This is a genomic window from Haladaptatus sp. R4 (assembly GCF_001625445.1).
GTDB lineage: Archaea > Halobacteriota > Halobacteria > Halobacteriales > Haladaptataceae > Haladaptatus.
This window is the reverse complement of the sequence record NZ_LWHG01000011.1, coordinates 824,586-839,004: the sequence shown is the minus strand read 5'-3', so window position 1 is coordinate 839,004 and position 14,419 is coordinate 824,586. Positions and strand designations below refer to the sequence as shown.

The window sequence follows — 14,419 nt, the reverse complement described above, 5'->3', positions numbered from 1 at the left end:
GCCGACTGACGAACCGGTAGCCGGTGCGTACCGTTCAGTTACGGAGTTCCTGTACGTGGTCGATCCGGCGCTGGACGAGGTCGGCGTCCCGATGTCGTGTCGCATGTGGAGACCCTCTTCGCCAGCGACGGAAAGCGCTTCCTCGGCGATTTCCTCGGCTTCTTCGATGGACTCTCCGAGACCGACGACGGCGAACGAGCGGGACGTCGTGGTGTAAATCCCGTCGTCGCGTTCGTCCACGCTGGCGTAGAAGAGGATGGCGTCGCCCGCGTTCTCCTCGCTGATCTTGACTTTCGCACCGGCTTCAGGGTCGGTCGGATAGCCGTCAGGCACCGCATACTTGCAGACGGTCGCCTTCGACTCGAAGGTGAGTTTGGGCAAATCCTCGTCGTCGCGTGCGGCGACGAGCACGTCGAGGAAGTCCGTCGCGAGGACGGGAAGGGTGTTCATCGCCTCGGGGTCGCCGAACCGGGCGTTGAACTCGATGACCTTCACGCCGTCGGCGGTGAGCATGAACTGACCGTAGAGCACGCCGCGGTAGTCGTCCAAGGCGGCGACGGTTTCCTTCAGCACGTCGACGGCTTCGTGGTAGTCCTCCTCGGACATGAACGGGAGTTCGAGACCGGCGTCACTGTAACTGCCCATGCCGCCCGTGTTCGGCCCTTCGTCGCCCTCGTAGGCGCGCTTGTGGTCCTGAATCGCGGGCGTCACGCGCAGTTGGCCGTTCGCCACGAGCGCCTGCACCGTGAACTCCTCGCCGACGAGTCGCTCTTCGAGCACCACGCGCTCGTAGTCGCTGTCCCGCAGATACTCCTTCGCTTCCTCCTCGGTCACCTGGTCGCCGATGACTTTCACACCCTTGCCGCCCGTCAGTCCGGCGGGTTTCACCGCGAGGTCCCCGTCGTACTCGTCGATGAACTCGCAGGCCGCCTCCATGTCGTCGAAGGTCTCGAAATCCGGACAGCCCGGAATATCGCGCTCCTCCATGAACCGCCGCTGGAACGCTTGTCCGTCTCGATTCGCGCCTCGTCGGCGTGCGGGCCGAAGGCGTAGATTCCGGCGTCATCCAGCGCGTCCGAAACACCGGCCGCTAGCGGTCCCTCGGGTCCGACCACTGCGAGCGTCGCGTCGACTTCCTCCGCGTAGGAGACGACCGCCGTCGTGTTCGTCGTGTCCAGCGTCTCGAACCCGTCGGCCAACCGGGCGATTCCCGGGTTCCGGTTGCCCGCACAGGCGTAGAGGCTCGCGTCGCTCTCGGCCAGCGCTCGGGCGATCGCGTGTTCTCGGCCGCCACCACCCACCAGCAGTACGGTGTCACTCATACCGCCACGATATGGGCACAGCGGTGTAAAGGTTGCCGTTGGCCACCGGGGAAGTATGCAAATCTGTGGTCATTTCAGTCGGTTCCATCACTCTCTTCGACGCGTTCGGCGAGTTCCGTGCGGAGCGACACCGCCACGTCCTCGAAATCCGCGATCGGGAGGTTGTCGCTCGTCAGCAGGATGCCGTGGTCTCCCACGATGACGCGACTGACGAATCCGTCCGAGAACGCGCGGATCGTTAGCTCGTACTCGCCGATGTCCGGTGCGAATCCCTCCTCTTCGAGCCGTTGGTACGTCTCGTGCGTGCTGAACCCGAGCCGCTCGTTCCCCACCAGAACGGATTTGCGCTCCATGGCCATCTCACGGTCCCCGCCGTACAGGTCGCTCCGAAGATACAGCAGTTCGGACGAGTTCGGTGTGAAGTGAATCACGCTCCGCAGCGTGTCCCCCACCCCCGTCCGACAGGTCACTGCGATCTCCTCCGCGAGCGTCTCGTCGATGCCTGTTTCGGACATGCGGACGATGTACGCTAGCGACGCACATGAGTCGTCGGGATGGTCGAACTCGACACGCCGACACGTCTCCGCAACGTCCGAATCCGGAATTGTTTACCGGATGACCACCAACCCGGAGGTATGGAGAGTCTCAATCGGATGGCGCTCGAACTCGTGGACGAGGCCATCGACTTCGCGGACGAACTGAACGTCGCCGCGTACGAACTGGACAACGAGGCCACCGTGCTCGACTTCGGGGTCGAAACCGCCGGTGGAATGGAGGCCGGACTCCTGCTCGCCGAACTCCAGACGGCCGGATTGGCGACGATACAGAACCGGATGGGCGACGTGGCTGGTGCGCCGATTCCCACCGTCGAACTCTCGACGGACCATCCCGCAATCGCCTTGCTCTGCTCGCAGAAGGCCGGGTGGGAACTCGCCGTGGACGGGTTCGAAGGACTCGGGAGCGGCCCCGCACGCGCATTGGTCGCGGAGGAGGACGAGTACCGCCGCGTCGGCTACACCGACGCGTTCGACTTCGCCGTCCTCGCCGTCGAATCCGACACACCGCCGACCGAGGAAGTCGCGGAACACGTCGCCGACCTCGCCGAGGTGGACGCCAATTCCGTCTACCTCCCGACGTTCGCAACCGGGAGCATGACCGGAAGCGTCTCGGTGGCGTCGCGGGCCGCCGAACTCGCCGTCTTCCGCCTGACGGAACTCGGATACGATCCGCTGGCGATTCGCTCCGCGATGGGTTCCGCCCCGGTCGCTCCGGTCAGCCACGACGAGGCGACGGCCATCGGACGGACGAACGACGCGCTGGCCTACGGCGGGAAAGTCCACCTCACCGTGGAGGAGGAGTTCGACCGGTTCGACGAACTGCCGTCGACCGCGGGCGACGAGTACGGCACGCCGTTCGAGGCGTTCTTCGACGACGCCGACTGGGACTTCGAGGAGATTCCGGAGAGCGTCTTCGCCCCGGCGCAGGTGACGGTGGACGTCGTGGACGGGCCGACGCACGTCCTCGGGGAGACGAACGAGGACCTCCTGAAACGTAGCTTCGACCTGTGAAGTTCAAGCCCGTCCCCGAAGCGCCCGAGAACCTCGACTTCGTTCGGGACGTCCAGCGTGCCCTCCCGCTGGTGCCCGACGTGACGGACGACTGCTGTGCCCGGGTGATGCGACGGGGAGGGGTCGAAAACCGGGACAGTGCAGGAACGTGGCTCACGTTCTTGCGGGCGCTGGAACTGGCCGAGGAGACAGAAGATGGGACGTTCGTTCGTCGTCGCCGCGAACCGGAACGGGACGAACTGGCCGAGGCGTTCCAAACCCGCGTGTACCGGGCTTCGAGCGTGCTGGACGTGCTTTCCGACGAGGGTCCTCTCGAAGCGGACGCCGTTTTCGAGCGCTTCAGGGAGGAGGTTCCATCGCGGGGACGGGACGGGGATTCGGGAGTCGAGGCGGCGAGGCGCGAGCGCGTCGACAACGTGCTCGATTGGGCGGTGCTGTTGGGACTCGCGGAGGGGGTCGAGGACGGCTACGTTCGAGCGTAGTCGCGTGATTATACAATTTAATTGCCGTTATAAAATACAATTCCGGGCACGAACAGCGTTATCTGTTTCCAAGTAGCCGAATATTCTGTGTCTAATGATTCAATTGAGCAGAAATCGAGAAGAGAATTCGATCATGAAAAAATTCGCGGCCTCCGGTTCCGATGACTTCGGCCCCCCTCCCACTCGGCGCGTTCGTTCGGAGGACCCTTCTACGCCGACTGTTACGGCCGGTCGCGGCGTTCGTGTTCCTCGTCGTGGCGGGGGTCGTCGGGTTCAGCACGGTTCACGGCGTCGGCGTCGTGGACGCGTTGTTCTGGCTCATCGACCCGACGAGCATCGAACTCCACTTCCAAACGCACGAGGGCCCCGAGACGCTGGTCAAGGCGTACGCCATCGTGATATTCACCGGTCTCGTCGTCGTCGGACTCTGGATCGGTGAAACGTTCGTTTCGGCGGCGTTCGGCGGACAAATACACGAAGAACTACGACACATGCAAATTCAACACGAAATCGACAACCTCGAAAATCACGTTATCATCTGCGGCTACGGAACGTTCGGAAAGACCATCGCGGCCCAACTCGACGAGTCGGGACGCGACGTGGTCGTCATCGAGACGAAGGAGACGGGACATCGGAAAGCGATAGACGACGGCTTTCTCGCCGTCGAAGGCGATGCACGGCACGAGCAGGTACTGTCCGACGCCGGTGCGTCGCAGGCCGAGACGGTTATCGGCGCGATAGACGACTCGAACGTCAACATCCAGATAATCATCGCCACCACCCAACTCGCACCGGGAGTGAAACTCATCGCCCGCGCGGGTGACGCGACGTACGAATCGCTCGCCCGGCAGGCCGGAGCGGACGAGGTCATCATCCCCGAGGTGGTGAGCGGCGAGCAGGTGTCGATGGCCCTCTCACACCCACAACGAGCGGAAAGACGGGTTTCGTAGCCCCGTTCACGCGGGGGCACAATCGGCGCGTCACGTTCATTTTTATCGACTCGTCGCGTACGTATCGGGAGTGACAATCGATACCCTCCTGTTCGACTTGGACGACACGCTGTTGGAGTACGAACAACGGTCGCCGGACGTCCTCGCAGCGTCGTTCGACCGCGTCGGCGTCGATTCGTTTTTCGACATTCCGGCGTATCACGCCCGGTACGACGAGTTCCTCGAAGCGGGGCTGAGCGTGAATGACCAGCGAGCCAACTGCTTCGCGGCCATCGCGCGGGAGAACGGCTACGACGAGGAGACGGGACGCGCCGTCGCCGCCGCGTTCGCCGAGGTTCGAGACCACTCCCGAGTCCGATTCCTCCCCGGCGCGTCCGAAACGCTCGAAGCGCTCACGGGGGAGCACGCGCTGGGAATCGTCACGAACGGCGCGCCCGAGATGCAACGAGCGAAGATGGCCGCGCTCGGCGTCGAACGGTACGTGGACACTATCGTGTTCGCGGGTCACGACGCACCGGCGAAACCGAACCCCGAACCGTTCGAACGTGCGCTCTCCGAACTCGATTCCACGCCCGAACGCGCCCTACACGTCGGTAACTCGCTCGACACAGACGTTCCCGGCGCGAAAGCCGCGGGACTCGGCGCGGTGTGGGTTCCGGCCGACCCGGACGAGACGCCCGACCCGACCCCGGATTTCGCGTTCGAGACGCTGCATCCGCTCACAGAACGACCGTGGCGGATGCCGTAGATACGGAGGGTGGCACGGCCCCGATTCGTGGGGTCCGACGGAATTTCAAACGATTTCTCGGCTCGCCTCGTAACGTGATATCGAGCGGTTTCTCGGCCATCTATCGACGGTTCCGCGACCGACCCGTTTTCACCGACCTCGACTTCCCGGACCGAACGCGCCCTCTCCGGATATCGGATTCCGAGGGTAGGTGGGACGCCTGACCGAGTAGCTCATCGAGCTACTGCACTTCGTAGGTCAAAGCCGCAAAGATGTCACCGTATTGTTCTACGTTCGTCAGTCTCAACGGCGGGTCGGTAATCCGGCGCGGCAGTAGTGGTGCACCCGAACCGAGCGTGACGGGAGCGACGGTGAGAATGATTTCGTCGAGGAGACCGTTCTCGTGGAACTGTCCCACGAGATCACCGCCACCGACGAGCCAGACGTTCTTTCCGGCTGCTGCCTCCACCATATCCTCGTGGACGGGTGCGACATCTCCCTGCACGAAGTGAATGTTCGCCCCATCTATCTCCGGCAACTCCCGACTACTAAACACCCAAGCCGGGGTCTCATACGGCCATAGTTCCGGCTCCTCCAGCAGGTTTTCGTGTTCGATAATCCACTCGTACGTCATCGAACCCATTGCCAAGGCCCCGACTTGTTCTATGAACTGCGGGTAGTCGTCCTTCGCGCCCTCTATCTCATCGATCTCTCCGAACTGGAAGAGCCAGTCGAGGGAGTTGTTCTCGTCGGCGAGATACCCGTCGATACTCGTTGACGTGTAGTATTGCGTCTTCATCCTTTCAACCCCAGTTTAAAGGCCGTTCTGACGTATGAAGGATGCGCTACCGATGCACCACGTGCCTATCGTAAAAACTCCAGAAACTCGACTATGCGTTCGATCACTCGTTCGGATGCACGTCGGTCACGGTACCGACGCCCTTGCTCTGCCCCTCGCGGAAGACGAACCGCTGGCCCTCCTCCACGAGGTACGGACGGAACTTGAATCGAACGTTCGTCTTCCCCTTGTCGCCGGGAAGGAGATGGCCGCCCTCGGGTTCGAAGACGGCGGTTTCGCTGATGGTTTCGAGATGGACGACGGGTTCGTATCCGGTGCCGATGCGGGTGGGGTGGTTGAGAACCATCACCTCGGCCTCGAACTCGCGGACGGGTTTCAGGTCCGCGTTCGCCGGGAGCAACACCATTCCGCGTTCGATTTCGGGCTCTCTGACCCCTTTCAGTGCGATACCGACGATCCGGCCCGCCTTGGCCTCGTCCACGCGGTGATAGTGCATCTCGATGGAACGGACTTCGACGGTCCGGAAGTTCCCGTCGGCCATGGGACCGAGGAGGAGTTCGTCACCCGCCTCGACCGACCCGGAGTTGATGGTACCGCTCGCAACCGCGCCGACGCCGGTCACGCTGTAACTGCGGTCGATGTACATCTTGAACTCGCCGCTGTCGGCCGTCGTCTTCGGCAGGCGCTCGAACATCGTATCGAGCGCGTCGAGTCCCTCCATCGTGACCGCGCTGGTCATCAGGATTGGGACGACGTTCTCGTTTACCTCCTCGATGGCGACGTCGACGCCGTGTCGTTCGACGCGGAGCGGTACCTTCCCCACTTCGCGGAGGAGTTGTTCGACTTCGGCCTCGACCTCCGTCGATCGCTCCTCGCTCACGGCGTCGATCTTCGTGATGGCGACGATGGTCGGAAGTTCGGTCGCCAGCAGGATGCCGAGATGTTCGCGCGTCGTCTTCGTCGCCGTCGTCGGCCGCGACGGTCAACAGGCCGTAGTCGAGTTTCTGGCCGACGAGGCCGCGAATCGTGGTCCGAAGCCACGGTTCGTGGCCGACGGTGTCCACGAAGGAGACGAGACGGTCGCTCTCCTCGACCACGCGAGCGCGGTCGTTTTTCCGATGCGGGTTGTCCATGCGAACCGGCCCGTCGTCATCGTCGAAGCCGTACACCGCGTAGGAGAGGTCCGCACTGAGGCCGCGCTGTACCTCGTGCGGTTGGACGTCGAGGTAACCGCGCGTCTCGCCCTCGCCGTCGTCGGCTTGACCGGTGACGAGGCTCCCGACGAGCGTGCTCTTCCCGTGGTCCACGTGGCCCGCCGTGCCGACGACGATGTGTTCGCTGTCGATGTCGAGCACGGCACCCTCGCGGATGGTGGCGACGCCGACCAGTCCGCCGCTTCCGTTTCGCGTCGAAGCGTGGATGCTGGTCTCGTCGGCGTCGATACCCCACGTCTGGACGTCCTCGATGTGTGCCCCCGCTTCCTCGGCGAGCAAGGAGAGCACGTCCATCGTTTCGGAGAACACGTCCGGTTTGATGCCCGCTAGCCCACCGTCGTCGGTGACGCCGACGACGTACGTCGCTTCGCCGTCCCCGGAGAGGACACGGTGGCGTAGTTGTGCAGCGAGACTTTCCATTCGCCCGTGGGCGAGGTGGATCTCCCTCGTGAGTCGTTCCTTGAACTCCACGCTGCCACCTTCCTGCTCTCCCCGGTCGAGAGCGCGCTGTAAGGCGGCGCGGTCGGCGCTCATGGAGGCGAATTAGGGATGATAGGTCAAAAGGGTTGCCCGCGTTAGGGGTCGGTTCGCACCGAATCGGTACGGACGGCTCGGGAGTTGTATTTAGACGTTCGCTTCGACGGATTTGTCGCGCACGAACCGGACGGGAACGTTACTGCGACGCATCCGACCGCTCGTGACGATAGTCGCGCTCGGCGCGTCCTCGTCGATGGAAAAGACGTACCACACGGTCGTGGAGTCACCCGATTCGAGTACGCCGGAGTGGCCAGTCGTGTTCGTGAGCGCCTGCGCGCCCAGCAGCGACCCGTTCGAGCGAACGGCGAAATCTTGCGATTGCAGGCCGACGGTATCGTCGCCGTCGTTCGTGACGTTCATCGAGACGAGGAGGAACTGTTTCCCGTCCCTCGCTTTGTACACGCCGTCGTCCCCAGTCTTCGGGTCCACTTTCGGGACGCGTTTCGCGTTCCAGCGGACTTCGAGCGCGTTCGCCGCGTTCGGGGTCGCCGTCGAGTTCGCGGAGACGTTCCACCCGTCGTCGGTCGCGACGTGGCCGCCAGTACCGAGAATCGTCGGGGCGACGACGGCGGCGAGCGCGATAGCGAGGACCGCGACGACGACGGCGGCGACCATCTTCCGAGAAACCGCGTCCGGAATCGGGAGGGAGTTGGGAAGCGAAATCGGGAGTGGGCCGATTCCATCCGTGTCACCCGATTCGTCCGCCCCAGTCGCGTCGCCGTCGGCGAACTGCTCGACGAGGTCGTGAAGTTCGCGCGCTTCGACGATGGTCCGTAGTTTCTCGCCATCGACCAACTGGATGCCTGCTTGTGAGCCGATTTTCTCCGCGTCCTCGGTGAACGTTCCCGGAGTGACGACGGCACCCTCGTTGACGCCGTACTGCTTGCAAATCTTGACGAACTGCTGGAGTTCCTTCCCGCTGACGCCGTCCCCCGTTCGCGGCGTGGCCCAGATGAGTCCTTCCGCACCTTCCCGTTGGAGGGCGACGAACGTCTTTTCTGCCTTCTCCTTCACCGTCGTCGTCCATCCCTGTTTCCGCCAGAGAGTGGCGACGAAATCGGGAAACGCGGACTGTGGTATCTGTCGTATCATGATCTGAGGAAGGACGCCTGGTTTGTGCTGGTATGATCAACCATCGTATAAAAATTATCGGACATTTTCACCATTGTGCTCGGCGAACGACGAGAACGGCCGCCGCCGCGAGTGCCACGAGCGCAACCGGGATACCGAATCCCGGCAGACCGTCCTTCGACACCGACTGGGCAGTGATTGGCTGCTGGGTCGTGACCGGTGGTGCGGTTTCCGTGGTCGTCGTGTACGTCGTAGTCGTGGACGTATTCGTCGTGGTGGTAGTGGTCGTCGTGGTGGTAGTAGTCGTCGTGGTCGTGGTGGTAGTGGTCGTCGTGGTCGATTCCTCCGAACTGGAGGCGACGACACCCGGGAGAGTCTGATCCTGATCGCGGAGTTCGACCGTGAACGTCCGTCCCGATTCCAACCCGCTGAAATCGAACGTCGCTCCGAACGTCCGGTCTTCCGTGACCGTCGCCGTCTTCGGCCAGAAGAACGCCCCCGAACCCTTGTCGTGGGCGGAGATGTTTATGGTCGTTCCCGGCGCGAGATTCGTCGTCCCGCCGACTTTCGTCTTGCCGTCCACCACCAACACGTCGCCCGAGTGGTCGAGCGAGACGCGGCGTTTTTCAACGGTGAAGTTCGTACTCGCCGTTTCAGTCTGGGTGACCAAGGGATTGTCTTCCCTGATCTCGAACGTGGCCTCGTAGCTGTCACCGGCCTCGATTCCGTGTCCGTCGGTGTCGAGCATCAGATACAGAACGTCGTTTTCGTCGTCGATCAACAGCCGTTTCGCCTCGTCACCGTCGAACTCGTTCGCGACGGTGTTTCGCTTCGCGTTCGTCTCACGGAAGCGAACCCGAACGTCCTCGCCGCTCCCGTCGAGCATGGACTTGTCGAGGAACCCGGACATGCCGGAGACGTTGACGGCGAGGACGAGTTGATCGTCCTTCGCAACCGTCCCGTTCTCGGTCGGGGAGACCGCCGCGCGCAGGTCGTCCGCCGTGTCGAACTCCGACACGTCCGTCTTCTCGGGAAGGACCCCCGTGCGTGCCGCTCCCAACGTGTGCTTTTTCACCGTGAACGAACCCATATCCTGCGTGACGCCATCGACCGTGACGTTCATGTCGTACACGCCGGATTGCAGCGGTCCCTTTTCCGATGGAATCCTCACGTTCGGCGTTCCCTTGATCCCCCCCTTACCGACCGTCACGGTGCGGTTCGGATCGGCCGCGCGGTACGTGTTGAGGTCGAGCGTCGTCGTCCCGCTCGTGACGTTCACCTGCACCCAGAAGCCGTTAGCCGCTGATCCGATGTTCACGGTTCCCCCGTGATCCGTGTGGACGGTGATCGGAATCACGTCACCACGGTCGTTAGTGGGTGAGTTGTTGACGAAAGTGGCGCTCTGTCCGTCCGCGATACCCGACGAAAACGGTCCAACGGCGAACGTACAGAGGAGGACGGCGACGACCATCAGTGACGCGGCGCTTCGAGCTGCCATCAAGTGACAACCCCTCCGCATGATTTTGTGAACTTGTGTCGAGGCACAAGATTCCGGCACATTTGAGACCTGATGGCCGGTGTAGATAGTGTCGACATTGTTTAGTACGAGATGTGTTATGAATCATCCGTAATAAATTCGTCCGTCAGTACCGCGCGTGATAATCAGGAACCGTCAGCAATTCGTCGTGTTCGAGGAGTCGAGCGCTGCGTAGACCAATCGTTCGGTCGTAAACGCGTCTACTCGCTGAAACTGTCGTAGTAGAGCACGCCGAGTACGGTCCGCCCGTCGTACACGCCGTCCTCCGCGATTTCCTCCCGCAGTTCGTCCATGGTCGTCGTGGCGGACCGAATACTCTCGTTGTGGTCGAGGTCCTGTTCGCCGGTCGGAGTGCAATCGTAGGCGACGAAGTAGTGGTGGACGCTGTCGGCGTAGCCGTTTGCGGGTTCGACGGTCGTGAGGTGACTGACGCGGTCGGTTTCGTAGCCGGTCTCCTCGATCAGTTCGCGCCGGGCGGCGGCCGCAAGGTCGCCGTCGTCGGGTTCGACGCCGCCGACTGGGAGTCCGCGGGAGACCCGCGACACGGCCTGTCGCCACTCCTCGATGATCACCACGTCACCGTCCTCGGTGAACGGAAGGACGACCACGCTTTCTGGTTCCGTGATGTAATCGAAATCCGTCTCGGTGCCGTCCGGCAGGCGGACGTTCTCGTTTCGAACGTCAAACCCCGGACAGTGGTAGGCAACGTCTGAATCGACCGTCTCCCACGCGAGTGGGTCCTTGTCGGATGCCATATGCAGTCTGTCTCGGGTGGGGACAAAGACACACCGGTCTTCCGAACGCCGTCGAAGCGAACGATAGTGTTCGACAGTCGACCGTCGGGCCGGTAGGATACCGTTGCCGCCGAACTATCAATAGAACGGTTACCGTGCTTTATTCGTGATGGCGTCGGATTTCATCCGGGATTCATGAACACGAAGCGGATCAGCCGACGAGGGGTACTTGCAGCGTCGGCCAGTGTAATCGGGACGGCGGGAATGGTCGATACGACGCGACCGACGAAAGCGGAGGGAACGGGGAGTAAAACCATCAATCACCTAGTCATTTTCGGCGGAAGTCCGAAAGCGGTCATCGAATACGAATTCTCGGTGAGCGGCCGTCTCCGGAAGAGTGGAAGCGGCGATGGTGCGCCCATCCTCGACCGATTCGTCACCATCGACGGGGAAGACCGTATTTCGAACCGGGGGCAACACGCCAGCGGCGCGATAGCCGGGGGCGGGGACGCCTATCGGTTCACCGGGCGAATCACTCGATTTCGGGTTTCGCTGTCGGCCAAGCGGCAGAACGAGGTCGACATCTACCTCAACGGTCGTCGGGTCCGTCCGGACGAACTCGGCGATGCACCCGCCGCGAACACGCCCATAGAGTTTCTCGACTGCAACACGGCGCGAGTGAAAGGGTCCTTCCGGGGCGTCGAAATGAACACGAGTTTCTGGGACGAGACGGGTCTCGGGACGAACGTGTTGTTTCCGGGGCCGATCAGCGGAACGACCGTCCTTCATCCGGCGGCGGCACACGACCCGTATCCGTTCGCCATCGACTCGGTGAGCCTCGACACGCGAAAGTTGGAGTACCCGGGCCAACCCTCGAAGTTCACGGCGGACAATCCGTATGCCGGGCCGTGGTGTCGAAAGGCGAAGGGACACCGGTCGCGGACCGGCAACGAATCGGGTGGGAAGGGTAAACGGGAATCGAACGAGAAGTCGGGGAAGCAGTCGGCACGTATCGAGTTCCTCGGCTGTGAGAAGGCGGTGGTGACTGGGAAGTTCGAGCGAGTGACCATCAACAGTTCGTGGTACGACTCGTCGGGGATCGCCACGTCGTACAGCGAAATCGGACCGGTGAGCGGTCGAACGCGGATCGACCGTTCGAACGTCGGTGACGTCGGCGAGTCGGGATTCGTCGTCGTGAACATCACCGCCTACGAGTCGGGGAGCGGGAAGGCGACGATATCGAAGCGAAACCCGAATACGAAGGCATGTGATCGAAAGCTCAAGCAGGAGGCGACGACAACCGAGACGGAAACGGCGACAACGGAGACGACGACCGAAACAGAAACCCAAACGAAACGAGGGACGACACGACGGGAAACAACCAACCCGACGACAGCCCGACAGCGGGAGACTGCCGGGGAGGCCAGTACGTCACGGGAGTCGAGTACGCCGGTGGAGAGCACGCCGAGCGACTCGCCTGACGCGCCGGACACCGGAAGCGGAACGGTAGATGGCAGCGGAACGGCAGGTGGAAGCGGAACGGCGAGCGGAGGCGGAACGAGCGGCGGGAACGACACCGAGTGAGTCGTCGCGGAAGGACTCCACGCGGGGATTCGTCACGACCCGAACGCTCGATCAGACCTCACCGATTCGGAGTACTGGTTTGATCGTCCGCCCCGCCTCCAAATCCTCGGCTGCCCGGTTGACGTCCTCGAAGTCGTAGAATTCCACGAGTTCGTCGAACGGAAACCGACCTTGGCGGTAGAGATCGATGAGTCGGGGGATGAACACCTGTGGAATCGAATCGCCCTGCGAGATGCCGCGAATCGCTCGACCGCTCAAAATCCGACCCATATCGAGGTTCGGGTCCGGTTCGGTCGGCGCGCCACCGAGGAGTCCACAGGTCCCCGGAACGCGCGTCGCGTCCACGGCGGCCCGAACGACCGACGGAACGGAGGTCGTGTCCAGGGTGTTATCGACGCCGCCGTCGGTGATCGATCGGATTTCTCCGGAGAGATCGTCCGTGCTCCCGGCGTCGATAGTGTGGGTCGCGCCGAGACGGTTCGCCAGTTCGAGTCGCTCTTCGAGCAAGTCCACGGCGACGACGGTCGTACAACCGGACACGACCGCGCCCATCACGGCGCTCAGGCCGACAGCACCGACGCCGAAGATAGCGATCGACGTGCCCGCGTTCGGGTCGAGCGAGTTCATCACCGCGCCACATCCGGTCTGGATGCCGCACCCGAGGGGGCCGAGCAGTTCGAGCGGAACGTCGTCCGGAACCCGAACGATCTGGCGCTCGTTGGCGACCGAGTGAGTCGAGAACGAGGACTGACCGAAGAACAACCCGACGTTTTCCCCATTCCGGCGGAGCGGGGAGGACCCGTCCGAGCCGCGAACGCCATCGAAGTTGTACCGGGCGAATGCCGAACAGTAGGCCGGGTTACCTTCCGCACAGTTTCGACAGGTCCCGTCGGTATCGTAGCTCAACACCACGTGATCGCCGGGCGTGATGCTCGTCACGTCGTCACCGACCGCTTCGACCACCCCTGCGCCTTCGTGCCCGGGAACCGCTGGGATCGACGTTCCGAACCCACCGTCGCGGACGGCGATGTCCGCAGGACAGACGCCGGTCGCGAGCGATTCGAACCAGTACCTCGCCCGCGCTCGGTTCGTCGATGGAGAGTTCCTCGATGTGGAATCCGTCGGATTGCTCCGTTACGACGGCCGCTCGCACCTGCCGTTCCTTCATACCGATCCCGTCAGTCCGCCATCGACGCGGACGTTCTGCCCGGTGACGTAACTCGCCGCGGGCGAGACCAGATACGCGACGGTGTCCGCGATTTCTTCGGTCTTCGCAGGGCGTCCCATCGGAATCTTCGCTCGCGTCTCGTCGTCAACCTCGTAGCTGTCCACGAAGCCTGGAAGCACGGCGTTCATTCGGATATCGTCGCTGGCGAAGCGGTCCGCGTAGAGCTTCGTGAAACTCCCGAGTCCGGCGCGGAGCACCGAGGAGACCGGAAACTCGGTGCTCGGTTCGAACGCCGAAAAGGTCGAGATGTTCACGATCGCTCCGCCACCCTGCTCACGCATGACCGGCGTGACGAGCCGCGCGGTTCGAACCGCGTTCAGGAGGACGAGTCCAACCCGTCGTGCCACTCCTCGTCCGAGATGTCGAGGAGGTCGCCGTCGCCGGATGGCCCGTGTTGTTCACGAGCGCGTCGATACGGCCGTAGCGCTCCGTTGCGGCCGTTACCAGTGCATCGAGGTCGTCCGGATCGGTCACCGAGCCCCCGAATCCGACGCCGCCGAGGTCCTCGGCCACGTCGACCGCCGCACCGGATTTCGAGAGGAGGACGGGCGTGTAGCCGTCGTCCGCGAGCCTTCGAGCGCACGCTTCGCCGATACCCCGCCCGGCGGCGGTGACGATTGCGACTGGTTCGGAATCCATGCCCGGAGAGTCGTCGCGGACGACTTT

Annotated in this window: 12 protein-coding genes and 3 pseudogenes; 5 read left to right on the top strand and 10 right to left on the bottom strand. The window is 62.9% G+C overall.

What is annotated here, in order from left to right:
- Positions 1-34: 34 nt before the first annotated feature.
- Positions 35-1,322, bottom strand: a pseudogene (purD, locus tag A4G99_RS07920) (phosphoribosylamine--glycine ligase).
- Positions 1,323-1,396: 74 nt separating this feature from the next.
- Positions 1,397-1,837: a hypothetical protein gene (locus tag A4G99_RS07915; RefSeq protein WP_066141619.1), complete on the bottom strand. Its 441-nt coding sequence runs from the start codon at positions 1,835-1,837 to the stop codon at positions 1,397-1,399.
- A 120-nt stretch (positions 1,838-1,957) separates the two neighbouring features.
- Between A4G99_RS07915 and mch the strand changes: the two genes are divergently transcribed.
- The 4 genes from mch (at position 1,958) to A4G99_RS07895 (ending at position 5,070) form a co-directional block, all read left to right on the top strand.
- Positions 1,958-2,890 (top strand): methenyltetrahydromethanopterin cyclohydrolase, encoded by a 933-nt coding sequence (gene mch / locus A4G99_RS07910; protein WP_066142441.1) that lies wholly within the window; start codon positions 1,958-1,960, stop codon positions 2,888-2,890.
- Positions 2,887-3,372 (top strand): hypothetical protein, encoded by a 486-nt coding sequence (locus tag A4G99_RS07905; RefSeq protein ID WP_066141617.1) that lies wholly within the window; start codon positions 2,887-2,889, stop codon positions 3,370-3,372. The genes mch and A4G99_RS07905 overlap by 4 nt, the downstream gene beginning before the upstream one ends.
- A gap of 161 nt (positions 3,373-3,533) precedes the next feature.
- Complete coding sequence (locus A4G99_RS07900) at positions 3,534-4,322, top strand: TrkA family potassium uptake protein (protein ID WP_066141614.1); 789 nt, start codon at positions 3,534-3,536, stop codon at positions 4,320-4,322.
- Positions 4,323-4,392: 70 nt separating this feature from the next.
- Complete coding sequence (locus A4G99_RS07895; protein WP_066141605.1) at positions 4,393-5,070, top strand: HAD family hydrolase; 678 nt, start codon at positions 4,393-4,395, stop codon at positions 5,068-5,070.
- A 220-nt stretch (positions 5,071-5,290) separates the two neighbouring features.
- On the opposite strand, the gene A4G99_RS07885 is transcribed toward A4G99_RS07895, so the two are convergent.
- From A4G99_RS07885 to A4G99_RS07865, 5 genes and pseudogenes are all read right to left on the bottom strand, one after another.
- The gene (locus A4G99_RS07885) at positions 5,291-5,848 is read right to left on the bottom strand and encodes a dihydrofolate reductase family protein (protein WP_066141599.1); all 558 of its coding nucleotides are present in this window, start codon (positions 5,846-5,848) and stop codon (positions 5,291-5,293) included.
- 103 nt (positions 5,849-5,951) lie between these two features.
- Positions 5,952-7,596, bottom strand: a pseudogene (locus tag A4G99_RS07880) (GTPBP1 family GTP-binding protein).
- 90 nt (positions 7,597-7,686) lie between these two features.
- Complete coding sequence (locus tag A4G99_RS07875; protein WP_066141594.1) at positions 7,687-8,691, bottom strand: restriction endonuclease; 1,005 nt, start codon at positions 8,689-8,691, stop codon at positions 7,687-7,689.
- Between the two features lie 67 nt (positions 8,692-8,758).
- On the bottom strand, positions 8,759-10,168 hold the full coding sequence (locus A4G99_RS07870) for a BGTF surface domain-containing protein (RefSeq protein ID WP_066141591.1): 1,410 nt from the start codon (positions 10,166-10,168) through the stop codon (positions 8,759-8,761).
- Positions 10,169-10,407: 239 nt separating this feature from the next.
- Positions 10,408-10,962 (bottom strand): NUDIX hydrolase, encoded by a 555-nt coding sequence (locus A4G99_RS07865; protein WP_066141589.1) that lies wholly within the window; start codon positions 10,960-10,962, stop codon positions 10,408-10,410.
- A 174-nt stretch (positions 10,963-11,136) separates the two neighbouring features.
- On the opposite strand from A4G99_RS07865, the gene A4G99_RS07860 reads away from it, so the two are divergent.
- The gene (locus A4G99_RS07860; RefSeq protein WP_066141588.1) at positions 11,137-12,525 is read left to right on the top strand and encodes a hypothetical protein; all 1,389 of its coding nucleotides are present in this window, start codon (positions 11,137-11,139) and stop codon (positions 12,523-12,525) included.
- A 51-nt stretch (positions 12,526-12,576) separates the two neighbouring features.
- Here A4G99_RS07860 and A4G99_RS07855 read toward each other — a convergent pair whose 3' ends face one another.
- From A4G99_RS07855 to A4G99_RS29805, 3 genes and pseudogenes are all read right to left on the bottom strand, one after another.
- Positions 12,577-13,521, bottom strand: coding sequence for an NAD(P)-dependent alcohol dehydrogenase (locus A4G99_RS07855; protein ID WP_255359078.1), 945 nt, complete (start codon positions 13,519-13,521; stop codon positions 12,577-12,579).
- Positions 13,469-13,693 carry a hypothetical protein gene (locus A4G99_RS27070; protein WP_223301764.1) on the bottom strand — a complete coding sequence of 75 codons (225 nt, stop codon included), beginning with the start codon at positions 13,691-13,693 and terminating at the stop codon, positions 13,469-13,471. The genes A4G99_RS07855 and A4G99_RS27070 overlap by 53 nt, the downstream gene beginning before the upstream one ends.
- Positions 13,690-14,392 (bottom strand): annotated as a pseudogene (locus A4G99_RS29805) (SDR family oxidoreductase). The gene A4G99_RS27070 and the pseudogene A4G99_RS29805 overlap by 4 nt, the downstream one beginning before the upstream one ends.
- Positions 14,393-14,419 lie beyond the last annotated feature (27 nt).

Coding starts and splice junctions, on each gene's coding strand:
- A4G99_RS07915 (WP_066141619.1), bottom strand. CDS start 1,837: ATGTCCGAAACAGGCATCGACGAGACGCTCGCGGAGGAGATCGCAGTG.
- A4G99_RS07875 (WP_066141594.1), bottom strand. CDS start 8,691: ATGATACGACAGATACCACAGTCCGCGTTTCCCGATTTCGTCGCCACT.
- A4G99_RS07870 (WP_066141591.1), bottom strand. CDS start 10,168: ATGGCAGCTCGAAGCGCCGCGTCACTGATGGTCGTCGCCGTCCTCCTC.
- mch (WP_066142441.1), top strand. CDS start 1,958: ATGGAGAGTCTCAATCGGATGGCGCTCGAACTCGTGGACGAGGCCATC.
- A4G99_RS27070 (WP_223301764.1), bottom strand. CDS start 13,693: ATGAAGGAACGGCAGGTGCGAGCGGCCGTCGTAACGGAGCAATCCGAC.
- A4G99_RS07860 (WP_066141588.1), top strand. CDS start 11,137: ATGAACACGAAGCGGATCAGCCGACGAGGGGTACTTGCAGCGTCGGCC.
- A4G99_RS07865 (WP_066141589.1), bottom strand. CDS start 10,962: ATGGCATCCGACAAGGACCCACTCGCGTGGGAGACGGTCGATTCAGAC.
- A4G99_RS07885 (WP_066141599.1), bottom strand. CDS start 5,848: ATGAAGACGCAATACTACACGTCAACGAGTATCGACGGGTATCTCGCC.
- A4G99_RS07900 (WP_066141614.1), top strand. CDS start 3,534: ATGACTTCGGCCCCCCTCCCACTCGGCGCGTTCGTTCGGAGGACCCTT.